This is a genomic window from Komagataeibacter saccharivorans (genome assembly GCF_003207825.1).
Classification (GTDB): domain Bacteria; phylum Pseudomonadota; class Alphaproteobacteria; order Acetobacterales; family Acetobacteraceae; genus Komagataeibacter; species Komagataeibacter saccharivorans.
Map to the genome: position 1 here is coordinate 1 of NZ_NKTY01000026.1, position 22994 is coordinate 22994.

Sequence of the window (22994 nt, forward strand, 5' to 3'; positions counted from 1 at the left end):
CGCAGGTAGTACCGCGTCTCTATCTCTTAAATCGCTCATGCTTCATAGCTGAACCACAATAGAAATATTCAGGAAGGCGTCAGTCGCCGAGTGCTTACCAGAAACGGGCCTTCCGGATGACTTTTCCCAGGACCAGTTCAGCGCGATCAAAGGCGCGATCCAGTGCCCCCAGAAACCAGTGCAGCCAGAGCGTGATGTCCATATCGCCCTTCTGGGTGGCCTCAAGGATTGCGTAGTAATCCTTCCGGTCGTGGCGGATCTGGGCCGACAGGCTGTAGAACCGCTGGTCTGTCTGCTCCGAACGCGCCAGCATGAGATCACCGATGGCCCGGGCCATGCGCCCGTTTCCGTCCTCAAACGGATGAATGGTGACAAACCACAGATGTGCAATGGCTGCCTTCAGCACAGGATCCAGTGTCTGCCCAGCATTGCACCAGTCGAGAAAGGCCTGCATTTCCGCGGGCACCCTGCTGGCTGCCGGAGCCTCATAATGGACCGTCTCCCGCCCGACAGGGCCTGACACGACCTCCATCGGCCCGGTTCTGTCATCACGCCACTCTCCGACCAGAATGCGTGCCATGCCGTTCCTGCCAGTCGGAAACAAAGCCGCATGCCAAGCGAACAGTCTTTCTTCGGTCAAAGGCTCAGCGTAATGCCGGGTTGCGTCCAACATCATTTCCACGACGCCTTCGACATCCCGATCCACTGGCGCCAGCGCGCCAATATCCATCCCCAGTCGGCGGGCGATGGAAGAACGCACCTGCTCACGATCAAGGTTTTCTCCCTCGATCTCGCTCGACTTGATGACATCTTCCGTCAGGGTCTGGAGCACGGCTTCCGACCTGAAATCGAAGCCGATACTTTCCATGCGCCCCAGGAGCCGCCCCTGCCGGTGACGCACGGCGGCCAGTTCATGGGAGATGCTGTCCATATTCCACCGGAAATCCGGCCAGTCTCCATGCTGATGAATGTATCGTGCCATATTCCCTGCACTCCTTGCGGAGAATATGGCGCTTAATCGCCGCAAACTGCAAGGCTATATCCGCATGATATGCGGCGAATACGTCCATTATTCAACGCACACACTGGCCGAGCGCCTGGCAGAGGAACTCCTGCTGCCTTTTCCACCTCTTCCGAAAGAGCCGTGCCGCCTTTTTATTCCGGCAGCAACACCAGATCATCGACGGAAAATGACAGCAATGGGGAGGAGAGTTGACTGTCGGTTAACGGTCGCGGTAGGCAAAAAGCTGCTATTCACTTGCGTGCTGCTTACGACTGCCATGCGGCTATTCGACTGACACTGGCGATTTCCCGAAAGCCGACATTGTTTGTGGCGTATCGGGGCACCAGCCGATTACTTCGGCATATATATTAGTGCTCTTGCGAAAGCGTTCTCCCGATCCGGCTGCGGCCGGATTTCTCCATTGTTTTGGAGGGTTATGCGCAGTGAACTGTCGACTGCGCTCAATAGGTACAGTTATCCAAGATCATGAAAATACTATTCTTTTTAGGTCGCTAGAGCTGTACCTTTACGGCGGACGATCGGCATGGGAGCGCGTCTCGGACCGAAAACCATAGCCGGTATGCATTGGTTCGCGACCATCGCTCATCAATACGCCTAAATTTTTCCGCCCACACCCTTGAACTTTTCAACGAACGCAGAGATGCGCTGAAACACATCTCTTTTTTTGGTCAGGTATTTTGGATTGAGCGGGCTCATTTTTGGAAGGATCGAATTCAACTCTGTGCCGTTTTCGCTCGCATATTCGCGCTTGATCGACGTCGCAATGTAGCGCTTGGCGGCCTCTGCGTTCAATTTTTCATCGGTTATCAGTTCTTCCGCTTCCCGGCTTTGTTCAGCCTGTGCGAAGGCAAAAAAAGCCTCGATCACTCCTGCCTTGTCCCCCAGTTCGTCAAGGTTTGTCTGATTGATAAAATCGACGATGAGGCTTTCTTTTGCGCGGTTGCCAATACTGGCGCGAATGACACGCCGAACTTCGCTAACGAGCTCTGACTTTCTCTTCGTTTTTTTGTTGTGCTCGAAGATTAGCTCAAGGATATAATCCAGATTTATTTCCTGAGACTTCAAGAGGTCGACCTCAAAGACGACATCATCCCAGTCGATCGTTGACTCAACCTGCTCGGCACTAGCCTTTTCGCGGCGAAGCCAATCCCGAATGTCATTGTAGGTCGAACGGTAGTCCTGGACCTTTCGGTCAGCAGGCATTTCGATGCTCTTGAGCTCGTCAACGTCATCATCACTCAAATGATGCTGCTCCTTGAACGCTCTCACCGCTTCGGGATCACTCTCGTCGATCTCCTGAAACTCTCGCAGGTTGGAGAACTCATCATAATTCTGAAGGATATTCTCAACACGGAGATACTCGCCGAACAGCTTTGCAAAGGCCTTTTTGTCCGCTTCCTTTTCGATGGCGGTGGGATCCGGGAAACGCTCTTTCAACTCACGGACGACATCGATAAAGCCTCGCCTCGCCTCGCCTGTCGTCTGGTCCGTAAAACCTTCCATGTATTCTGAGTAGCTCTTCTCCAGAACGACATTCTTGGTATTGGCGTTACCAAAGAGTGTGATTGCCTTGACGGTCGCCTCTTCTAGGTCGCGGAAGGTAACGATATTGCCGAAGGACTTGGTCGCATCATAAATGCGGTTGGTGCGGGAGTAGGCTTGTATAAGGCCGTGAAAACGCAGATTCTTGTCGACGAACAGCGTGTTCAGGGTTGGCGCGTCGAAGCCAGTCAGGAACATGCCAACCACAATGAGCAGGTCGACTTCCTTAGACTTCACCCGTTTCGCCAGATCCCGGTAATAATTCTGGAAGCCCTTGCTATCGACGCTGAAATTCGTTCGGAAACAGGCGTTGTAGTCCGCGATGGCGGCGTTTAGGAATTCCTTAGCACTGCTGTTCAGCGCCGAAACCTCAAAACTCTCGTCAGGAATGTCGCCAATCGCATCCTGTTCTTCGTTGGCAGCGAATGAAAAGATGGTTGCGATCTTCAACGGCTTATCGCTACCGTCCTGCAGCGCATTCAGCTTTTCATAATAGAGCTTGGCAGCATCAACGCTACTCACCGCGAACATGGCGTTGAAGCCTTTATTGTCTCCATAGAGACGATGCGTCTTGCGGCGGAAGTTATCAAGAATGTAATGGGAGATTTCAGCGATTCGTTTGGGATGCTGAAGAGCTTGCCGGTTTTCGGCGGCGGTCAGCTTCTTTTCATCCTGTTCGGTTTCGATCGCTTTGAACTGAGGGCGCACATTGTTGTAGTCGACCTTGAATTTCAGCACCTTCTCATCGCGAATGGCGTCGGTGATCACATAGGAATGAAGTTCGGTCCCGAATACGCTGGCCGTCGTATCCGCACCCGAAGCATTTTCTGGAAAGATCGGCGTGCCGGTGAAGCCAAACTGACAGAACTGTTTGAACTTCCGCTTGAGGTTATTCTGTGCCTCACCAAACTGGCTACGATGGCATTCGTCGAAAATGAAGACGACGCGCTGGGTATAGACCGGCAGGTCGCCCTCGCTCTTCATCAGATTGTTAAGCTTCTGGATAGTCGTGACGATGATCTTGTTGTCATCCTTGGAGAGGTTCCGCTTCAATCCGGCGGTACTGTCCGATCCATTGACGCTGTCCGGCGAGAAGCGCTGATATTCCTTCATCGTTTGGAAATCGAGGTCCTTGCGGTCGACCACGAAAAAGACCTTGTCGATGAAGTCGAGCTGCGTGGCAAGGCGGGCCGCCTTGAAGCTGGTCAGCGTTTTGCCTGAACCTGTAGTGTGCCAGATATATCCGCCACTTTCCGGCTTACTAAACGTCTTGCCTTCGAACGAGCTTTTGATCTTTCTTAAGATTCGTTCAGTCGCCGCGATCTGATATGGGCGCATCACCAGCAGCGTGTCGCTAACATCGAAAACGGAATAGTTCAGCAACACGTTCAACAACGTGCGCTTCTCAAAGAAGGTCGCCGTAAAATCCTTCAGGTCCCGGATCAGGCTGTTATCGGCCTGCGCCCAGTTCATCGTGAAGTCAAAGCTGTTCTTGTCGCGCTTGGTCGTGTTGGCGAAGTAGCGCGTGTCCGTGCCGTTCGAGATTACAAAAATCTGGATGTACTTAAAGAGCGAATTGTCCGAGTTGAAGCTTTCTTTGCTGTAGCGGTGGATCTGGTTGAACGCTTCCCGAATGGCAACGCCGCGCTTTTTCAGCTCGACTTGCACCAACGGCAGCCCGTTTACCAGAATGGTCACATCGTAGCGGTTCGCATGAGTGCCCGCTTGCTCGAACTGCTTGATGACCTGAACCTTGTTGCGGCAAACATTGGCCTTATTGACCAGATAGATGTTCTGTATACGGCCATCATCAAAAACGAAGTCAAAGATGTAGTCGTCGTGGATCTTGCGAGTCTTGTCAGTGGCAGTGTCGCTGGGTCGATTTAGATAGGTCTCAACGAAGCGCGCCCATTCCTTATCTGTAAATTGAACATCGTTGAGAGCTTGCAGCTGAACGCGAGCATTCACCAGCAGGGCGTTGGTTGATTTCAGGTCAGGCCGATACTCATAACCCTGATTTTGCAGGTCCTGAACAAGCTCGCACTCTAGGTCGGTCTCAGACTGATAGCTGTCAGCCGCCTCCCAGGCGCGCACATATTTATCGAGAACGATAAAGCGATTGGTCTCAGCAATGGGCGTCGTCTGCTCAGGCATTTTGGGCCTCTTTCTGATAGTATTTGTAATTTTTGCTCAAATGTTCCAGCAGGAGCTTCACCGTCTTCTTTTCTGGCGATGTTGGCTCGGCGATGACTTCGTTGGAGAGCGAGCTATGACTCGTAAAATTAATGATGCGCTGCAGGTAAAGCTTCTGGTCGCCTGGCAGCAGGTCGGACCATTTTTCATAGCCCAGAAAATTCGATGTCTTTTCATAGAGATTGCGTAGCAGGGTGAAGTGGTAGCGCTCAATCTTGTCCGCTTCGATTGCCTCCTCCAGCGTTTTCTTCAGGTAAAGATGATAAGAAAAGCTCTTGTTTGAATCGCCGTCCGTCTTTTCCAGCTCGAACGTTTCATCATCAAACCGTTTCAGCATGTAACTCGCTGGTTTCTTTAACTCGTTGTACAGCACGTTGAAAAAAAGTGGGCTGTGCGTTGTGATGATGAATTTCAGGCCATTCGTGTTGTCACTTCTCCTGATCAGAGCCGCGATATCGACGGCAAGCTGAATGAGGTGGTTTTCGTCGAGTGAGCTCACCGGATCATCGATGAAGATATATTTCAGATCATTGAACTGGTCCGTCTCGCGATCCTCAACTTCAAGTATGTTGCGCGTGCTGATCACCTGATCCAAGAGGCAGTAGAAAATGCTCCAGATGAAGTTACTCTCTTCGCCCTTGGAGATTTTCAGATTGCCAGTGCTCGTATCGGTGCCACGTTCGAGCGAGAAGGTCACTTCGGAAAATGCCGGAATGGTAACCTCTTTACCGTCCTTGCCATTAGTCATGTACTCCTGATTGAAGTGAGGCATCAGGTTTCGTTGAGTATACTGCTGAAAAACGGTGATGACATTGAAGTCGAGCCCGAGATCTTCAAAGGCTGACTTGGTAAAGGCGTTCGGCTGGATGCGGAGTTTCCGGTTAATGTCGCCATCGAGATCATTATCCCAATAGAACAGGTCTTCGGTGAAGGCGTTATAATATAATACCTTGGGGCGACGACCGTCGTCCTGCTCCTCGATCTTCGGGTCGATCAGCTTTCTGAACTCGCGCGAAAGGCGCGTCTTGCCGGTGGCATTGAACGCATAAATCAACTGCACCTTTTTGGAGGCGTCTCGCAGCGTTTCAGCGATTTTGGTTAGCGTCTGTCCCATTTACGCCGACTCTACATCAGGCTTGGGAAAGCTCAGCAGCTGATCGCGGTACCAAGCATATTGCTTTTCGCGCAGCTCGATTTCGCGGGGCAAGCCTTCGCTGATCGAACTCGTCAGCGTGTCGAACTTGTCGAGGATGGCGACAATGTTGGCTTGTTCGGTCAAACTCGGGATAGGTATGCCATATTGCTCCACTTCTTTGACGCGAACGTGCGGTACACCAGCACCTTTTTTCATATCATGAAGCTGCCTCTGCTTATTCTGGAGTAGATAAAAAACAAACTTGGGCAAAAGCAGATTCGGCGCAGGATGAACGCTAAAGGCGTCTGTTAGAAATATCGGCTGATTCCAGTAACTAACATATCCAGCGTAAGCGCCTGATCGAGCAACGACTACGGTTTCACCATCACGATTATGCTGATCGTGGGAGTAAGTCGAGATCGGGCCATTCGCAACGACCGGGATTTTACCCTTCTTCGTCTGTGTCTTCGTGATCGCCGTACCCCTGCGAAACTCGGCGACATCCCCCAAGGTTTTCCACTCCACCTCATTCTCATCAAAGGTCAAAAGTTGCTCGCGGTAGTGGTTGTATTGCTTTTTGCGCTGGATAAGCTCGGCGGTAAGCTCGGCGGTAAGCTCGGTGAAGGTGTCCAGTATCCGGACAATCTCCCCCTGTATCAACAGCGACTTCTCCGGATCATCAGGGCATGGAATAGGGACAAGATATTGTAGGATATGCGGTTTGCTTCCACGAGGCATCTTTGCACCTTTGGAGTGCTGAATATTATACTCGAAGAAATTTTCGTCGGTCAGAACCTGAAAAAGATAGCGTGAGTTCAAGACAGAGTCTGTTGGATGAACCACCAGAACGTCCCCATTGGTTCCACCTCTCCGATCTGCGTACCAAATTTTCCTGAGGTAAGGACGAATGTTACCGATTAGGACGTCGCCCTCCTTAAACTCTGTAAAATTGCCGGACGTAGGAACGTAGTTTGAATCTATCCTCCCAGCTCGGTTTTGAAGAAGGTTATCCACTCCGACATAGTTTGACTCATTGAGCTGATCGGAGCCGATGCGGGTCGTTGAATACTGAGCAATATCCCCCAACGGCTTCCAAACCACCTCAGCCCCATCCAACAGCTTCTCCAGAAAACCCGCCACACTCATGCGTCAATCTCCGCAATGATGGCGTCGATGTCAGCGCGCAGCCGATCGATTTTCTCAACCGTGCCTCTGATTTCCTCATTTAGCTTATTGATGTTCACAACCTCGCGCATGTCGCGCGGCTCGATATAGGAACTGACCGAGAGGTTATAGCTGCGCTCTACGATGGTCTCATACGGCACCGAGGCGGCGACATGATCTACGTCTTCCTTACGACCAAAAATCTCCATCACCCGCGCGATGTGATGGTCCGTCATCAGATTGGTGTTGGTAGCCTTCTTGAAAAATTCTTCGCCACTTGCGTCGATAAATTGGATGGCCGTGTCGGTTTTATTTTTAGCGAGGACCAGGATCGTCACCGCGATGGTCGTACCGTAGAAAAGGTTGGAGGCGAGCGCGATCACAGTTTCGACATAGTTGTTATCAACCAGATATTGCCGGATCTTCTTCTCCGCGCCGTCGCGATAGAAGATCCCCGGAAAACATACGATTGCCGCGCGGCCCTTGGCCGAGAGATAGCTGAGCGCATGGAGCACAAAGGCGAAATCGGCTTTTGATTTGGGTGCCAGCACTCCCGCCGGAGCAAAGCGGTCATCGTTGATCAGGGTCGGATCGTCCGAGCCGATCCACTTCACCGAATAGGGGGGGTTGGAAACGATGGCATCAAAAGGCTTGTCGTCCTGGAAATGCGGCTGAGTGAGCGTATCGCCGCGCTGTATATTGAACTTGTCATAATTAATGTTGTGCAGGAACATGTTCATGCGGGCGAGGTTATAGGTCGTGTGGTTGATCTCCTGCCCGAAGAAACCCTCTTCAATGATGTGTTCATCGAACTGCTTCTTGGCTTGCAGCAGCAGCGAGCCGGAGCCGCAGGCCGGGTCGTAAATCTTGTTGACCTTTTTCTGCCCGTGCATGGCAAGCTGCGCGATGAGCTTCGAGACATGCTGCGGTGTGAAGAACTCTCCACCAGACTTGCCCGCATTGGCGGCATAATTCGAGATCAGGAATTCATAGGCATCACCGAACAGGTCAATCTGACTGTTGTGGAAGTCCCCGAAATTCAATTCCTCAACGCGCTTAAGCACCTTAGCTAATCGGCTATTCTTTTCCGTGACGGTATTTCCGAGGCGCGTGCTGGTCGTGTCGAAATCGGCGAACAGGCCCTTAATATCTTCCTCGGACGGATAGCCATTGGCTGAGGCTTCAATAGCCTTAAAGATCTGTGCCAGATCGGTGTTCAGGCTGTCATTCGTGTTGGCGTCGTCCGCCACATTGGCGAACAGCTGGCTGGGGTAGATGAAATAGCCCTTGGTCTTGATGGCGTCGTCCTTAATGTCATCAGTGATGACATCATCGGATAAAGCAGCATAGTCGATGCTCTCGTCATCCGCCTCAATATATGCGGCGAAATTCTCGCTGATGAACCGATAGAAGAGCGTGCCAAGGACATACTGTTTGAAGTCCCAGCCATCAACCGAGCCACGCACATCGTTCGCGATGTCCCAGATTTTCCGTTGTAGCGCTGCGCGTTGTTCCTGGCCGGTCATCTCTTTTTGTCCTTCTTCGGACTGGCTTCACGCTCGATCCAGTCCTCAATATCCACGCGCCGAAACCGCCACGTGCCGCCAACCCTGAAGCCGGGCAGCTCGCTGTCGGCCGCAAGGCGGTAAGCGGTTTTCCTGTTGATTCTAAGATAGTCGGCGACTTCATCAATGGTCATGATGTCAGCTGCCATGCGAATTACTTTCCCAAAATCATCCCTTTTGAGAATTTTATGGAAAATTGCGGATTCCTACAAGGCGGGCATTCCGAGCAATTTCAGAGTTCTGATGAGATCGCGCTGGTTTTGGGCGTATCGCTCCTTGGATTCTGGCTGTTGCGTCACTGTCTTCGATGTCCGGACACCTGAGCAGAAGCACTGCCCAAGCCTTATAACTCTACCCACGGTCCAGCCGATGCCGCCTGTGCGCGCTGAGACGATTAAAGACAGAAGCGGTCAGCCGGAAAGTTGGCGCATAAAACGGGTTTGAATGACCTACACACGGCCCGGTGAGCGTCCGTGATCGACAGTTTTCGTCCCAGATCCGGCCGGTCCGCTCACGGCCCCAAGTAGTAACAGAGATTTGCGCTGATCATGTCTGCTATGCAGAAGGCGATCTGGGCAACTGTATGTCCAACATGAGGCGGATGCTGCCCGTCCGCTTCATTCACCAGCAGCCATAGCCCATAATGATCTCGTCCAGACGCAGCCTTCTATCTGGACCTGGAATACCGTGCACCTGCCCTCAATTTCATTGACAGAAATTGGCAAAGATTGTCATGCTCGAGGTTGGAGGCACCGATGGCAACAATGAACGTATCCCTGCCCGACCCCATGAAGGAATGGGTAGAGGCTCAGGCCAGAACGGGACGCTATAGCAATGCGAGCGACTATGTCCGCGATCTGATCCGACGTGATCAGGAAGCCCGTGCCGTGCATGATGAGGTTCAGGCCCACATCACGGCCGGTCTGCGTAGCGGCGTCGGGACCAGAAGCATGAAGCAGCTGCTACAGGACGCCCGGGCTGCTGCCGGGACGACGGATGCCGACCTGTAGAAAAACACGGCTCGCCGAAGACGACATCATCGGCATCTACATGCAGGGCGTGAGGGAATTCGGGCCACGGCAGGCCGAGGCCTACCATGCAGGTCTGGCGGATGCGTTCGACCTTATTGCGTTACATCCGCAGCTTGCGCCAGAACGTCACGAATTCGCCCCGCCGATACGGCTGCACCGCCATCAGGCTCACCATATTCTCTATCTCATTGACGACGACGGGGTTCTGATCGTCCGCGTGTTGCCCCGACTACGGCGCTGGGAACGGCTTGTGGGTACAGACTGACGGGACTACGGCCGCGCACTGAACCTGCCTCACCGTTAGTCGCCAACGCCTGTCATCCTGCCTGCCAACGCTGGCTTTCTGCCGCGTCGCTGTTTCTGGAAGGCCCGATCGGTCTCCATGAAACGTCCGACCATGAGCGGCACCAGCCGGGCTGCATCGGGTATGGCATCTGCCGCCTCCCCTGCTTTCCCCGAGACCAGTTCAGCATACAGCAGCAGATCACGATGTATCTCCGCTGGCAGTTCAATCGTCAGCTTGACCGGGCGACAGTCAGGAATGGTGCTGATACGGAGTTTTGTCATGGCGTTGCCCTTTCATGCGGATGCCAGGGTTTCAGGACCAGATCGCGATTGACGATCAGGGTAAACGGCAGGCCGGGCCGGTCGGTCAGCGTGGGTTGCACGTCCATGCTGCGGTCGATCAGGCGGTTGCCCACCATGGAAAACCCGTTGCTGGCGCCGCTGCGGATCGCCTGAAGCAAGTTGTTTTCACCCCATGATGTCCCGGCTTCGGACCCAACGCTCAGCATGGTTGTCACCAGCGCCGCCCGGAAAAGCTGGCCCCAGTGCTGGTCGACCAGATCCTTGAGCCCGGTCTGGCCGATCGCATCAGCACCCGGGATCCTGTCGAGCACGATGCTTTCGCCATCGGGACGGATGAGACGGGTCCAGATCACCTGCGTGCGCTGCTGCCCGAACGAGACGCTGCTGTTATAGGTGCCGAACAGGGTACTGCCCTGCGGCACAAGCAGGTAGCGTCCGGTCAGACTGTCATAGACGTTCTGCGTCACGTGCCCGATCAGTTGTCCCGGCAGGTCGGAACTGACTTTCGAGTTAAGCGCGCCCGCGATGACCGTTCCCGCCTGAACGACGTATGGGGAAACGGGCGGCGTCAGGCGATCCGGGCTGACCGTGACACGATCGGGCTGTCCCGCCAGAAAGGCGCGGTTGGCAGCCTGCCGGTCATTTGCGCCTGCAGATGCAGCCGGAGTGGTGCCCCCTGCAGAGGGCAACGCAGGGGCGGACGCGCTGTCCCGCCGCCCGGCATTCTGCGTCTGCACGAACAGCTTGCTGGCAATGGCCGCCTCGACTTCCTGTTCGGCGCGCCGGTCGCCCATGCCGGAAACCGGTCCGGCCCTGCCTTCCTGCTGCGCTTTCAGGATCGGTTTGCCCAGATCACCAGGCAGAGGCAGTCCCAGTTTCGGCACACCGGTATAATCCTTCGGCAGGGCATCCAGCCCATCGGCCGAGGGGCGCGCATCGGAATCCTGCACGGCAGACGCTGGTCCCTGCCGGGCGGAATTCTGCAACGCGTAGCCCAGCGCCAGCCCAATCCCGATCATGCCCGTGCCCGCCAGCCCCCAAACGACATAGCGCGACAGCCGCACGACGCGCGGCCGCGCCGCCCGCAGACGCAGATCGGGCGGTGACGGCGGGACCGCAGGGGGCACGTTTCCTGCGCCGGCATCGCCCCTTTCATCCCGTTCTTCTTCCTGCCCGTCCGTCATGACCGCCGTCCGTCGGTCCGGACAATGCGCACGCGCTGCTCGGAATGTTTGTCGCCCAGCCGCAATTCGGCAGCGGCAAACAGCCGGTCCACGATCATCCAGTTCTGGCGCACGCGGTAATTGACCAGTTCCGGCCCCCCATCGGCCCCCAGCACGAACAGCGGTGGCAGTTCCCCCTGCCCTATGCCGACAGGAAAGGCGATATAGACCTTGTGCCCGTCATCGAAGGCCCGACTGGGAAGCCAAGGCGGTGTGCCGCCTTTTACTGGCTCGATGGCATAGCGGAAGTTCAGCGCGTTCAAATCCAGCCCTGCATCCACGGGGGCTGCGTCATCGGCCGCACTGTCCTGTCGGTGCAGGGCAATGAGGTCGTCCTCGGGATAGTCCCACGACACGGATGCCATATAGGTGGCGGGCGTAGAGCGCAGTTCCGCCAGATAGGTCCGCCGGTCGGTGTTGACGATCAGGTTGGTGGTGAGATCCGGGCGCGTGGGCTTGACCAGAATATGGATGCGCTTCGTCACCCCTGCCCCGCTCTCGGTATCGCCGATGATCCAGCGCACCGTATCCCCTGCTGCCACAGGTCCGGTGCCGACCAGCTTTTCGCCCTGCTGGAGCATGATGTCGGTAATCTCGCCGGGCGAGGTGTAGACCTGATAGAGAGCGCCCGGACTATAGGGATAGACCTGTACGGCATTGATGAACCCCGCACGCGTGGGCTGGATGCGCGCGGCAACATTGGCCTGAACCACCCGCGCCGTCGGGTCGACGGCTTCGGAAGCCGTATGGGCCGCGCGTCGTGAGGGCAGCGGCTTGAACTGTCCCGGCAGGGGAAGCGGTTTCGGGACTTCGACCACCTGCACCGGTTTCGGCGGGTCCGGCAGACGTGTCGCCTGCACCGCATCATCGTAGCGGATAACCGGCGGGTGATAATGCTGCGCGCATCCGGCCAGAGGCAGGATCAGCAGCGGGAAGAAACGAAGAGCGCGACGGATCATTGGCCAAGCTCCTTCGACCAGTTGATGGCTGAGACAAAAACACCCAAAGGATTTTTCCGCAGATGATCCGCATCGCGGGGCGGGCTCAGCCTGACCGAGACAATGGCGGTCCAGCGCTCGGTGCCGGTAAAGGCTCCATCGCGGAAACGCCGCTCGACCCAGGCAATCCGGAAACTCGCAGGCGACGCCCGAATGACCGAGGACACGTCCAGTTCGACCTGTTCATGCCCGATACGGGCAAAGGGATCGTTCTGGCGGGCATAATCGTTAAGCGCCTGGGCACCCGAGGGGGTGGTGAAAGCATAGGCGCGCAACCAGTTCTGCCGCACCACCACGGGATCGGAGGACAGGCTGCGGACATCCTCGATGAACCGGGCCAGATACCAGGCGATCTGCGGGTCGGTGGGCACATAGGCGGCTGTCGCCGGGGCCACGACCTGCGCCTCTCCCAGACGGTCGACCTGTACCACCCACGGCGTAATGGTGCCGCGCGCGGACTGCCAGACCAGCCCGGCCCCAAGGTCTGCAGACAGAAACAGCGAGCCAAACGCCATCAGCCGCCAGTTGCGGGCCTGCACGCGGGCGGAGCCGATGCGTTCATCCCAGATCTGGGCGGCTTTCTGATAGGGGGTGACCGGCTCCGGCGTCGTGCCGTAGCGCACCGTGGAGCGACGGAACATCGTCCTCATTCCTTTTCCGAAAGATCGATTGAGGAAGATCCGCCCCCGCCATCGGCGGAGCGGATGACATGGGCGGCCTCGGCGGCATGGGTCGCGGCCTGACGGCGCTTCATGCCGCGCGCCCAGCGCGGGGGCGCACTGGCGGATGATGCTGACCCGGTCCTGCCCGTCGATGCCCCAGTATCAGCTGCGCCACCACCCGAACCTGTTGTCCGGCCACCGGTCGCGGTAAAGGCCGCCCTGCCGCCCGATGAGAAACTGTCCTTCATGGCGCTGGCCGCACTGGCCGCCCTGTTCTTCACAGCGCCTGCGGCCGCAGACCCGGCCGCCCGGCCAATGCCGCCCACACCAGCAGCCATCCGCGCACCGGCACTCCCGCCAGCCGCTGACGCGGACCCGAGCGTGTAGGCTGTTGATGCAGCGCCTGCTACGGCCGCTCCTCCCCGCGCGGCTGCCGCCGTGGCGGCCAGGGCTGCCCCACCACCAGAAACAGCCGCGCCGACGCCAGCCACGGCAGCCGCTCCCATGCCAGCAACGGCCATACCCGTGCCGACGGCGGCACCCGCGCCAAGCTGGGGCGCGCCGGCAATCAGCCCGTTGGCCAGGCTGCCCCCGAAAATCGCAAGACCCACGATGGACAGTGAGGCGATGACCACGGACAGGGCCTGCCCGACCGTGGGCTGCACATCGCCATAGGACGTCGTGAACTGGCCGAACAGCGTCGTGGCAATGCCGCTGATCACGGCCAGAACCATGATCTTCACGCCCGAGGAGACGACATTGCCCATCACCTTCTCGGCGAGGAAAGCCGTGCGGTTGAACAGGGCAAACGGGATCAGCACGAAGCCTGCCAGCGTGGTCAGCTTGAATTCGATCAGGGCGACAAAGAGCTGCACGGCCAGAATGAAGAACGCGGCGAGCACGATCAGCCAGGACAGGCAGAGCACGAAGATCTGTGCGAAGTTGGTAAAGAAGGCGACCGGACCAAGGAGTTTATGGACTGCATCCAGAAGAGGCCGCGCCGCATCGAACCCGGTCTGGGCCAGACGACCCGGACGCAGGAACTGATCCAGCGACAGCGTCCCGCCTCCAGCTTTCAGGCCAAGGGCGGCAAAACTGTCAAAGACGGTCTTCGACAGGCTGGAAAAATTGCTGATCAGGAAGGAAAAAAACCCGATATAGAGCGTCTTTTTCACCAGACGCTGGATGACATCCTCGTCTGCCGCCCAGGCCCAGAACAGGCCCGCCAGCGCCATATCCAGCACAGACAGCGACCCCGCCAGCGAGATCATGCTGCCCTTCACCAGACCAAACCCGGTATCGATGGTAGTGGTGAAGGTGTTCAGAAAAGTGTCGATGACGCCAACATCGTTCATGGCCATGGCGCTCAGTTCCCGCTGCTGCCGAACATGGACACCGCGCCGGGAGTATAGGCGTCATGCTGCGCGAAATGCTGGTACTGCGCTTCACTCTCCGCTTCCGTCGCCGCATCCCGCGCCCGCTCCAGCGCCGTGGCCCGACCGTTGGCGGCAAGCTCGGCCTGAATGTCGGACAACTGGCGGGATTGCAGGGCCATAAGCTGATTGCCAGCCTGCGCCGCCTGCAGGGCGCCCGTAGAGGTCTGGCTCGCCGCGACCAACTGCGTCATGGCAGAGCTATCGCTCGGGATGTTACCCACCACCCGCGCCTGCAGTTTCAGCGCATCCTCGAACCCGCCCACGGAATTCTGCCAGCGCGTCTGCGCGAGGAGCGTCGTTGTCTGGGAAATCGTCGATTGCAGCGTAGACAGGGTCGAAAGCGGCAGGCTCGCCAGATTGCGGCCCTGGTTGACCAGCATCTGGGCCTGATTGGCCAGCGACGTGATCTGGTTATCGATCTGCTGAAGCGTACGGGCCGCAATCAGCACGTTCTGGACATGGTTCGCCCCGTCATAGACCGCCCACTGCGCACGGGCAGGCACGACCGGCATGAGAAAAACCAGAGCGGCTCCCACCACCACAGCACATCCGGGCCGGAAATGTTTTGCCCGGATACGGAAAAGTTTTTCCATCATGGCATGTCCCCTTCCCGCAGAAGGTCTGCCGCCCACATGACGCCACGCGCCTCGAACCAGGCGGGAAGAAAGCCATCGCGCCCATGTTCCGCCAGCACTGCGTCGATCAGCCTGTGCTCGTCCTTCCCGGATGCCGCGCACAACGCCAGGGCGACAGGCCCAAGCCCCAATTCGAACAGGCGGTTTCCCCGTTGCGTCTGGCAGTAATATTCCCGCTTCGATGCGGCACGGGCGATGATGGCGATCTGGCGTTCGTTGAGCCCAAAATCGCGGTAGATGGCCGCGATCTGTGGTTCGATCGCCCGCTCGTTAGGCAGGAAGATCCGGGTAGGACAGCTTTCCACCACCGCCGGAGCGATAGAGGAACTGGCGATGTCAGACAGGGACTGCGTGGCGAACACCACCGAGGCGTTCTTCTTGCGCAGGGTTTTCAGCCACTCCCGGAGTTGCCCCGCGAAATCCCCGTCATCCAGCACCAGCCAGCCCTCATCGATGACCAGCAGCGTCGGACGCCCGTCCAGCCGACCCTCGATGCGGTGGAAGAGGTAGGACAGCACGGAAGACGCCGCGCCGGAGCCAATCAGCCCCTCAGTTTCGAACACCACCACGTCGGCATCGCCCAGCCGTTCGGTGTCCGCATCCAGCAGACGTCCATAGGGGCCACCAAGGCAGTATGGCGCCAGCGCCTGCTTGAGGGCGTTGGACTGCAGCAACGCCACCAGCCCCGACAGGGTCCGTTCATGAACCGGTGAGGATGCCAGGGAATTCAGGGCCGACCAGAGGTAGGATTTCACCTCCGGCGTCAGGCTGACGCCCTCCCGGATAAGTATCTGCCCCAGCCATTCCGCCGCCCACGCGCGCTCGGGCGGGTCGTCGATACAGGCCAGCGGCTGAAGCGAGACGCCGCTGCCCTGTTCGCCAGCGTCATCAAACTCACCCGTCTGCTCCGTCAGACCGCCGCCCAGATCATGCCAGTCTCCGCCCATCGCCAGCGTCGCGGCCCGCAGCGAGCCGCCAAAATCGAAGGCGAAGATCTGCGCCCCCATATACCGGCGGAACTGCAATGCCATCAGAGCCAGCAGAACCGACTTTCCCGCCCCCGTCGGTCCCGCGATCAGCGTGTGGCCGACATCGCCGACATGGAGCGAGAAGCGGAAGGGTGTAGCCCCTGCCGTTTTGCCATAGAACAGGGGCGGCGCCCTGAAATGCCCGTCCCGTTCAGGCCCGGCCCAGACGGCGGAGAGCGGGATCATGTGCGCGAGGTTCAAAGTCGAAACCGGCGGTTGACGCACATTGGCGTAGACATGGCCGGGCAGAGAGCCGAGCCATGCTTCCACGGCGTTGAGGCTTTCCGCCATACAGGTGAAATCGCGCCCCTGGATGATCTTCTCCACCAGACGCAGCTTCTCGATCGCGATCGAAGCAGAGCCATCCCAGACCGTGACGGTTGCTGTGACGTACGCCTGTCCGACATCATCGGCGCCAAGGGACTGTAGCGCCAGATCGGCGTCGGCTGCCTTGTTGGCGGCATCATTATCCACCAGCACCGAGGCCTCGTTGGTCATGACCTCGCGGATGATGGCGACAATCGATTTGCGCTTGGCGAACCACTGGCGACGGATCTTCGTCAGCACCTTCGTCGCATCGGTCTTGTCGAGCAGGATGGCGCGCGTGGACCAGCGATACGGGATGGCCAGACGGTTCAGGTCATCCAGAATGCCGGGAAAGGTCCGGCTGGGAAAACCTGTGATCGTCAGGGTTTTGAGGAAGGCATCGCCCAGTTTGGGTTCCAGCCCGCCTGCCAAAGGCTGGTCAACCAGCAGGGCGTCGAGGTGCATCGGGATTTCCGGCACCCTGACGCGCTGATTGCGGGTAGAGATCGTGGAATGCAGATAGGTCAGCGTCTCGCCGTCACTCAGCCAAACGGCCTCGGGCATGAAACCTTCAAGCAGGGCCAGCAGTCGATCGGTCCGGTCGATAAAGCCCCTGACCAGACCCTGCGGGTCATGACCGTCACGTTCCATGCCTTCATAGAGCAGGCGCTCGGCACGGCCCGACGTTTCCACGGGTGGCAGCCAGACCAGGGTCAGGAAATACCGGCTCTCGAAATGCGCGCCTTCATCCTCGAAGGCTTCCCGGCGCTCCAGATCGACCATCTGACCGGCGGCATCAGGGAAATCACTCTCGGGATAGAGGGTCGCCGGTATGCGCTGTGCCTCCACAAACACGGCCCAGCCGGAACCCAGACGCCGCAGGGCGCTGTTCAGCCGCCCCGTCACGCCAACCAGTTCGGCCGGTGTGGCGCTGTCCAGATCAGGCCCGCGGATACGGGCCGTACGCTGGAAACTGCCATCCTTGTTCAGGACCACCCCTTCCCTGACCAGCGCGGCCCAGGGCAGGAAGTCTGACAGGATGGCGGCAGGACCGCGATATTCACCAAGGGACATCATCGCCCTGCCCTCCCTATGCGCGAAGCCAGGCGGGGTAGCGGAGATGCCGCCGCCCCACCTCGATGAACAGCGGGTCGCGCCTGCCCCCCCAGACCGCCAGCGTGTGCCCCACGATCCAGAACACGGCCTCGACCAGCCAGAGGCGCAAGCCGAGAGCTATGGCGGATGCCAGCGTGCCATTGGCGATGGCTACGGCCCGTGGCGCGCCGCCCAGCAGGATCGGTTCCGTCAGGGAGCGATGCACGGGTACGAAATAGCCGGGCACGGCCCCGGCTTCAGGATCGAAGAGGACCACCATCAGACCAGCGCTCCGCCCGAGAAGGAAAAGAAGGACAGGAAGAAGCTGGAGGCCGCAAAAGCAATGGATAGGCCAAAGACGATCTGGATCAGGCGGCGGAATCCGCCCGATGTTTCCCCGAACGCCAGGGTCAGACCCGTAATGGTGATGATGATCACCGAAATGATCTTGGCGACCGGTCCCTGCACGGATTCCAGGATCTCGTTGAGCGGTGTCTCCCACGGCATGCCCGTGCCGGACGCCCATGCCGATGACGCGAAAACAAGCGACAGCAGCATGGATGTTCCGAACACACGAAAATCCGGCATACGACGGTCAGGACGTGCTCCAGCGCGCACAACGACGCGCTTGCGTGAGGGCGGCATCATGATGATTCTCCATTGGCAGAGAATGATGTTTCGGGAGAAGAAAGGCTGACCGGGCTGATGCAATAGGCTCCGGCCGTGGAATCGAGACCGTCAATTTCGGCCAGTTCGGTCAGACGGCGCGCTGTGCCGCGCCCCGAGAGCACGGCGACCACGTCGATGGTTTCCGCGATCATGGCGCGTGGCACCGTCACGACAACTTCCTGGATCAGCTGCTCCAGACGATACAGGGCCGCGAGCACCGATCCGGCGTGCAGCGTGCCGATACCGCCCGGATGACCGGTGCCCCAGGCCTTGAGCAGATCAAGGGCCTCGGGGCCGCGCACCTCGCCGATGGGAATACGGTCAGGACGCAGACGCAGGGCTGAGCGGACCAGTTCGGACAGGGTCACAACCCCTTCACGGGTCCGCAGGGCTATGAGGTTGGGCGCGGTGCATTGCAGTTCGCGCGTATCCTCGATCAGGACGACGCGATCGCCGGTTTTCGCTACCTCGGCCAGAAGCGCATTGGTCAGGGTGGTCTTGCCCGTAGATGTCCCGCCCACCACAAGGATGTTCTTCCGCGCGGCGACAGCAGCGCGCAGATAATCCGCCTGCCCTGCGGTCATGATCCCGGCAGCGACATAATCGTCGAGCGTGAAGACTGCGACGGCGGGCTTACGGATCGCAAAGCTGGGGGCCGTCACCACGGGTGGCAACAATCCTTCGAAGCGCTCGCCGGTTGGCAGTTCCGCCGACACACGCGGTGCTGCCCCATGCACCACCGCCCCAACATGATGCGCGACCAGACGCACGATCCGCTCGGCATCCGCGGGCATGATCCGTTCACCAGTATCGGCCATGCCGTCAGCCAGACGGTCGATCCATACCCGCCCGTCGGGATTCAGCATGACTTCGATAACGGATGCATCAGAAAGATGATCTGCTATGGCAGGCCCCATAGCCGTACGCAGCATGGACATACCGCGTACCCGACCCTGCTGTGACGAAACGTGAGACATGACCTTGCCCGCATTTCTTGGCTGACAGAAGGACTTCCGTCAGTTGCGGGATGTATTAGGAGAGGCACACATGGACAGATTTCAACAGCGGATTTCTGCTGTAGGTACGCGGGCGCATCGTAACGCATAATTGTCGGCCGATACTGCCTGATTACTCTGTATCGGATGCTTGAAGATTAAGGAGAAACAGACGGCTGCAGGATGCAGCTCCAACGACGTCGCTCACGAATGGGCCCCTTCCTCTCCGCTCAAATCCTGATGCAAACGATGCCCGGTGCTCAGATGCCGGGCCAATGTCTCGATGAACTGTTCATAACGCGCAGTCGCCTGGGCGCGGGCAGCGGCTGCAGCCGGCTCGGGCAGCGGGGGCGTTGTGAGCAGCCAGAAGCGGATGAAAAGCGCCAGCGTTTCCACGCTAATCCCAAGGTCGCGCTCCATGTGACCGATCCGGCGATCAAGCCGTTCCAGTCGTCGGTTCAGCGCTCCCTCACCCTTTCCATCCTCCGGGGAAAGAAAGGCGGCCAGTGCCGTTTCGACCAGCATGGACTGGGACTGACGACGACGTGTGGCGAGATCGCCCAGGGTCTCCGCCAGCAGCGGATCCAGATAGACGGTAATCTGCTGCTTCCTGCGCGTGCGCTTCATGGACCTTCCATCTCCATGCCATCATCGCGATCGAGCGCGGCCAGCCGCGTCATACGCTGGAGATCCTCGAATTCCCGCCTGGCTCGCACCGAGGCATGATCGGGATCGAGGTCCGGGTCTTTGCGTTCATGCTCGTCCCGCCCCCGCTCAGCTTTCGGCGTATGGGCTGCATCAAACTCACGCGCCTGCTTCTGTCCTGCACCCATCGGTTCCTGCCAGCCAATGTGTCTTCATCCTCGGGAGGCATCTGGTCTGGCACGGGCCTGCCACTCCAGTCATCCTCGTCCGGAGCGCTTGATGAAGGTCGAGGCGCAGGTGGCGGCAGGATGCGTTCCTGCAGACGCGGATCGGCATAATAGCGCGCCTTGCGTGCCCGCACCGGCGGCGTGCCAGCCGCCATGACCACCTCTTCGTCTGGCGGCAACTGCATGATCTCGCCGGGCGTCAGCAGAGGTCGGGCACTCTCCTGCCGGGACACCATCAGATGGCCCAGCCAAGGCGACAGGCGATGACCGGCATAGTTCTTCTGCGCCCGGACCTCGGTGGCTGTTCCAAGAGCATCAGACACACGTCGGGCTGTCCGTTCATCATTGGTCGCGAAACAGACCCGGACATGGCAGTTGTCGAGAATGGAATTGTTCTGCCCGTAAGCTTTCTCGATCTGATTCAGGCTCTGGGCGATCAGGAAAGCCTTGATGCCGTAGCCTGCCATGAAAGCCAGCGCACTTTCGAAGAAGTCGAGACGCCCGAGTGCCGGAAACTCATCCAGCATGAGCAGAAGGCGATGATTTTTCTTCTGGTGCTGCAGGTCTTCCGTCAGGCGGCGACCGATCTGGTTAAGCACAAGGCGGATCAGCGGCTTGGTCCGGCTGATATCCGACGGTGGCACGCTGAGATAGAGCGTCGTTGGGCGATTTGTTGAGCAGTTCGCGGGCGGCCGAGGCCACCACAGGATGTGGCCCTGCTTCCCCCAAGTGCTTCGTCCGCATCATTGCGCGCAATGTCGTCTCGATCGGACGCTTCGGATCGGAAAGCAGGTTGGCCACGCCGCTGAGGGTCTTGTCATTCTCCGCATACAGAACGTGCAGGATAGCTCCGACCAGGAGGGAATGGCTGGTCTTTTCCCAGTGGCTGCGACGTTCCAGCGAGCCCTCGGGATCGACCAGCACGTCAGCCACGTTCTGGGCATCCCGCACCTCCCACTCACCCCGGCGGATTTCCAGCAAGGGGTTATAGGCATCCGAGCGGGGATTGGTGGGATCAAACAGAAGGACACGGCTGAATGTCCCCCTGAAGCCCGCGGTCTCGCGCCAGTTTTCCCCCTTGATGTCATGCACGATGGCCGAACCCGGCCAGGTCAGGAGCGTCGGGATGACGAGACCCACACCCTTGCCCGAACGCGTGGGCGCGAAACACAGAACATGCTCCGGGCCGTTATGCCGGAGATAGATCTTGCGGTGGCAGCCCAGCACAACCCCGTCGGGATCGAGCAACCCGGATTTCTGCAGGTCTTCGGCGCTCGCCCATCGCGCGCTACCATAGGTGGCGGCCCGTCTGGCCTCCCGCGCCCGGCGCACCGACATGGCGACGGCCACGAGAAACGCCAGCACGCCACCGGCCCCCGCGATCCAGCCGCCCTGCGCAAACACATGCGGCGCGTAGGCATCGAATTCGTACCACCACCAGAAAACAAGCGGCGGAGCATAGACCGGCAAGCGATGGAACAAGGTGAACCATGGCAGGCCGAGTTCAGACTGGAAAGCCAGTTGCCAGGCCACCCACTCGGTCGCCACCCACCAGGACAGGACAACCAGCGCCAGCACGACGCAAAGTTGCCCCCACAGGATACGCGCACCTGACATTGCCGTTTTCTCCTCTTTCTCAATCGAGAAAAGACGACGGTAACGTGCAAATGCCAGCGCCAGAGGGCCGCCTACGCGGGCGGGCGCATCCGGGCGTAAAATTATCGCCGCCCTCGTGGGATCTGGGTCTCAATGGCGGTTCGACCAGCTTGCGCAGGGACATCATCCTCCCTGAAACGAAGGCACGAGCCCTGCACTGTTAATATCCGTAACGGCGTTGTGAATCCGCGAAGCCTGGTGCTCCTCACTTTCTGCTTAAAATTCAGGCGTTAGGTGCATCTAGGTTGTTATGACAATCGAGATCCGCCATTTGCGGTCCGCGCTCGCGGCCGCCGAGCACGGCAGCCTCCGCAAGGCGGCGGCTGCATCGGGCATACGTGCCGCCATTCTTTCCAAGGACATTCGCCTGCTGGAAGACGTGATTGGCTGCACGCTCTTTATCCGCACCCCTGCTGGCGTACGGCCAACATCTCATGGGATTGATTTCCTGCATGTGGCCCGGCAGATCGTCCATGACGTGGATATGCTGGCGAACAGTCCCGGCTCAGGCCCCAGAAAGACAGCCCGCCGCCTGACGATCGGTTATTATACCTCCGTCTCGACCGGCAATCTCCGGGCAACGCTGGGGGAGTTCCAGCGTAGGCACCCGACCATTCCGTGGAAGTTTGTGGGCGGCAGCCGTGCGTCATTGTTGCAGAAGGTCGAGACCGGCCAGGTCGATATCGCGATTGTCACCGCCGGCGGGCTGGAATGGCGGGATGCACTGCTCAGGCTTTGGTCGGAACGCTGCGTGGTCGCGCTGCGGACCGATCATAAGCTGGCAGCGCTTCCCGTTCTGGAATGGAGCCTTCTGCGCCATGAGCGTTTTCTGATCAGCACACACGATCCCGGTCCCGAGATAGCGGACATCATCCGCCACCATCTCTCGGTCGATGTGCGCGCCCCCAATCTCGTGACACACGATATGGAGACGCAGTTTCTCAAACCCTTCGTGGCGGAGAATGGCAGCGTGATGATCGATTATGAAAGCGCGACGGGGGACGGCCTGAGCAACATTGTCTACCGGCAGGTACTTAACGGCCGCCAGCCTGTCGAACTGCGTTTTGTCGCCTGCTGGCGGGCAGACAATCCCAACCCATCTCTGGCCCGTTTTCTTCAGCTACTCCGGGAACGCTATCCAGACATAGCCTGACGAAGATGCGTGCGTCAGGGATGC

Annotated in this window: 19 protein-coding genes and 2 pseudogenes; 3 read left to right on the plus strand and 18 right to left on the minus strand. The window is 58.6% G+C overall.

What is annotated here, in order from left to right:
• Positions 1-97: 97 nt before the first annotated feature.
• From CFR79_RS12845 to CFR79_RS12870, 6 genes and pseudogenes are all read right to left on the minus strand, one after another.
• A pseudogene (locus CFR79_RS12845) lies at positions 98-982 on the minus strand (Fic family protein); the annotation flags it as partial.
• A gap of 636 nt (positions 983-1618) precedes the next feature.
• Positions 1619-4720, minus strand: a complete 3102-nt coding sequence (locus tag CFR79_RS12850) for a type I restriction endonuclease subunit R (RefSeq protein ID WP_110548153.1) — start codon at positions 4718-4720, stop codon at positions 1619-1621.
• On the minus strand, positions 4713-5873 hold the full coding sequence (locus CFR79_RS12855) for an AAA family ATPase (RefSeq protein ID WP_110548154.1): 1161 nt from the start codon (positions 5871-5873) through the stop codon (positions 4713-4715). The genes CFR79_RS12850 and CFR79_RS12855 overlap by 8 nt, the downstream gene beginning before the upstream one ends.
• Entirely contained in the window at positions 5874-7040 is a 1167-nt protein-coding gene (locus tag CFR79_RS12860; protein ID WP_110548155.1) for a restriction endonuclease subunit S, read from the minus strand. It lies immediately after the preceding gene.
• Positions 7037-8584: a type I restriction-modification system subunit M gene (locus CFR79_RS12865; protein ID WP_110548156.1), complete on the minus strand. Its 1548-nt coding sequence runs from the start codon at positions 8582-8584 to the stop codon at positions 7037-7039. The genes CFR79_RS12860 and CFR79_RS12865 overlap by 4 nt, the downstream gene beginning before the upstream one ends.
• Positions 8581-8772, minus strand: a complete 192-nt coding sequence (locus CFR79_RS12870; RefSeq protein WP_110548157.1) for a helix-turn-helix domain-containing protein — start codon at positions 8770-8772, stop codon at positions 8581-8583. Before CFR79_RS12870 ends, CFR79_RS12865 begins: the two co-directional genes overlap by 4 nt.
• A 606-nt stretch (positions 8773-9378) precedes the next feature.
• Here CFR79_RS12870 and CFR79_RS12875 point away from each other — a divergent pair.
• Complete coding sequence (locus CFR79_RS12875; RefSeq protein ID WP_110548158.1) at positions 9379-9633, plus strand: type II toxin-antitoxin system ParD family antitoxin; 255 nt, start codon at positions 9379-9381, stop codon at positions 9631-9633.
• Positions 9620-9919, plus strand: coding sequence for a type II toxin-antitoxin system RelE/ParE family toxin (locus CFR79_RS12880; RefSeq protein WP_110548159.1), 300 nt, complete (start codon positions 9620-9622; stop codon positions 9917-9919). The genes CFR79_RS12875 and CFR79_RS12880 overlap by 14 nt, the downstream gene beginning before the upstream one ends.
• 35 nt (positions 9920-9954) lie before the next feature.
• Here the strand turns inward: CFR79_RS12880 and CFR79_RS12885 are convergent, their stop codons facing one another.
• From CFR79_RS12885 to CFR79_RS12940, 12 genes and pseudogenes are all read right to left on the minus strand, one after another.
• Positions 9955-10221 carry a DUF2274 domain-containing protein gene (locus tag CFR79_RS12885; protein ID WP_110548160.1) on the minus strand — a complete coding sequence of 89 codons (267 nt, stop codon included), beginning with the start codon at positions 10219-10221 and terminating at the stop codon, positions 9955-9957.
• Positions 10218-11426 (minus strand): TrbI/VirB10 family protein, encoded by a 1209-nt coding sequence (locus CFR79_RS12890; RefSeq protein WP_110548161.1) that lies wholly within the window; start codon positions 11424-11426, stop codon positions 10218-10220. The genes CFR79_RS12885 and CFR79_RS12890 overlap by 4 nt, the downstream gene beginning before the upstream one ends.
• Positions 11423-12424 (minus strand): P-type conjugative transfer protein TrbG, encoded by a 1002-nt coding sequence (gene trbG, locus CFR79_RS12895; protein WP_110548162.1) that lies wholly within the window; start codon positions 12422-12424, stop codon positions 11423-11425. Before trbG ends, CFR79_RS12890 begins: the two co-directional genes overlap by 4 nt.
• Positions 12421-13104, minus strand: a complete 684-nt coding sequence (trbF, locus tag CFR79_RS12900; RefSeq protein WP_110548163.1) for a conjugal transfer protein TrbF — start codon at positions 13102-13104, stop codon at positions 12421-12423. Before trbF ends, trbG begins: the two co-directional genes overlap by 4 nt.
• A gap of 5 nt (positions 13105-13109) precedes the next feature.
• A complete protein-coding gene (trbL, locus tag CFR79_RS12905) occupies positions 13110-14486 on the minus strand; it encodes a P-type conjugative transfer protein TrbL (RefSeq protein ID WP_110548164.1) in 1377 nt (458 codons plus the stop codon).
• Between the two features lie 5 nt (positions 14487-14491).
• Positions 14492-15157, minus strand: coding sequence for a conjugal transfer protein TrbJ (locus CFR79_RS12910; RefSeq protein ID WP_110548165.1), 666 nt, complete (start codon positions 15155-15157; stop codon positions 14492-14494).
• Complete coding sequence (gene trbE / locus CFR79_RS12915) at positions 15154-17607, minus strand: conjugal transfer protein TrbE (RefSeq protein WP_110548166.1); 2454 nt, start codon at positions 17605-17607, stop codon at positions 15154-15156. Before trbE ends, CFR79_RS12910 begins: the two co-directional genes overlap by 4 nt.
• A 13-nt stretch (positions 17608-17620) precedes the next feature.
• Positions 17621-17905 (minus strand): VirB3 family type IV secretion system protein, encoded by a 285-nt coding sequence (locus CFR79_RS12920; protein ID WP_110548167.1) that lies wholly within the window; start codon positions 17903-17905, stop codon positions 17621-17623.
• Positions 17905-18273, minus strand: coding sequence for a TrbC/VirB2 family protein (locus CFR79_RS12925; protein WP_181417436.1), 369 nt, complete (start codon positions 18271-18273; stop codon positions 17905-17907). The genes CFR79_RS12920 and CFR79_RS12925 overlap by 1 nt, the downstream gene beginning before the upstream one ends.
• Positions 18270-19226, minus strand: a complete 957-nt coding sequence (gene trbB / locus CFR79_RS12930) for a P-type conjugative transfer ATPase TrbB (protein ID WP_110548187.1) — start codon at positions 19224-19226, stop codon at positions 18270-18272. Before trbB ends, CFR79_RS12925 begins: the two co-directional genes overlap by 4 nt.
• 267 nt (positions 19227-19493) lie before the next feature.
• A complete protein-coding gene (locus CFR79_RS12935; RefSeq protein ID WP_110548169.1) occupies positions 19494-19916 on the minus strand; it encodes a CopG family transcriptional regulator in 423 nt (140 codons plus the stop codon).
• Positions 19913-21778, minus strand: a pseudogene (locus CFR79_RS12940) (conjugal transfer protein TraG). The gene CFR79_RS12935 and the pseudogene CFR79_RS12940 overlap by 4 nt, the downstream one beginning before the upstream one ends.
• A gap of 289 nt (positions 21779-22067) precedes the next feature.
• Here CFR79_RS12940 and CFR79_RS12945 point away from each other — a divergent pair.
• Positions 22068-22970 (plus strand): LysR family transcriptional regulator, encoded by a 903-nt coding sequence (locus CFR79_RS12945; protein WP_110548170.1) that lies wholly within the window; start codon positions 22068-22070, stop codon positions 22968-22970.
• Positions 22971-22994: the final 24 nt, after the last annotated feature.

Bases quoted from the DNA above. Each gene is read 5' to 3' on its own strand.
- CFR79_RS12865 (WP_110548156.1), bottom strand. From the start codon at position 8,584: ATGACCGGCCAGGAACAACGCGCAGCGCTACAACGGAAAATCTGGGAC.
- CFR79_RS12945 (WP_110548170.1), top strand. From the start codon at position 22,068: ATGACAATCGAGATCCGCCATTTGCGGTCCGCGCTCGCGGCCGCCGAG.
- CFR79_RS12890 (WP_110548161.1), bottom strand. From the start codon at position 11,426: ATGACGGACGGGCAGGAAGAAGAACGGGATGAAAGGGGCGATGCCGGC.
- trbB (WP_110548187.1), bottom strand. From the start codon at position 19,226: ATGCTGCGTACGGCTATGGGGCCTGCCATAGCAGATCATCTTTCTGAT.
- CFR79_RS12850 (WP_110548153.1), bottom strand. From the start codon at position 4,720: ATGCCTGAGCAGACGACGCCCATTGCTGAGACCAATCGCTTTATCGTT.
- trbL (WP_110548164.1), bottom strand. From the start codon at position 14,486: ATGGCCATGAACGATGTTGGCGTCATCGACACTTTTCTGAACACCTTC.
- trbG (WP_110548162.1), bottom strand. From the start codon at position 12,424: ATGATCCGTCGCGCTCTTCGTTTCTTCCCGCTGCTGATCCTGCCTCTG.
- trbE (WP_110548166.1), bottom strand. From the start codon at position 17,607: ATGATGTCCCTTGGTGAATATCGCGGTCCTGCCGCCATCCTGTCAGAC.
- CFR79_RS12910 (WP_110548165.1), bottom strand. From the start codon at position 15,157: ATGATGGAAAAACTTTTCCGTATCCGGGCAAAACATTTCCGGCCCGGA.
- CFR79_RS12885 (WP_110548160.1), bottom strand. From the start codon at position 10,221: ATGACAAAACTCCGTATCAGCACCATTCCTGACTGTCGCCCGGTCAAG.
- CFR79_RS12870 (WP_110548157.1), bottom strand. From the start codon at position 8,772: ATGGCAGCTGACATCATGACCATTGATGAAGTCGCCGACTATCTTAGA.
- CFR79_RS12925 (WP_181417436.1), bottom strand. From the start codon at position 18,273: ATGATGCCGCCCTCACGCAAGCGCGTCGTTGTGCGCGCTGGAGCACGT.
- CFR79_RS12920 (WP_110548167.1), bottom strand. From the start codon at position 17,905: ATGGTGGTCCTCTTCGATCCTGAAGCCGGGGCCGTGCCCGGCTATTTC.
- trbF (WP_110548163.1), bottom strand. From the start codon at position 13,104: ATGTTCCGTCGCTCCACGGTGCGCTACGGCACGACGCCGGAGCCGGTC.
- CFR79_RS12875 (WP_110548158.1), top strand. From the start codon at position 9,379: ATGGCAACAATGAACGTATCCCTGCCCGACCCCATGAAGGAATGGGTA.
- CFR79_RS12880 (WP_110548159.1), top strand. From the start codon at position 9,620: ATGCCGACCTGTAGAAAAACACGGCTCGCCGAAGACGACATCATCGGC.
- CFR79_RS12855 (WP_110548154.1), bottom strand. From the start codon at position 5,873: ATGGGACAGACGCTAACCAAAATCGCTGAAACGCTGCGAGACGCCTCC.
- CFR79_RS12935 (WP_110548169.1), bottom strand. From the start codon at position 19,916: ATGAAGCGCACGCGCAGGAAGCAGCAGATTACCGTCTATCTGGATCCG.
- CFR79_RS12860 (WP_110548155.1), bottom strand. From the start codon at position 7,040: ATGAGTGTGGCGGGTTTTCTGGAGAAGCTGTTGGATGGGGCTGAGGTG.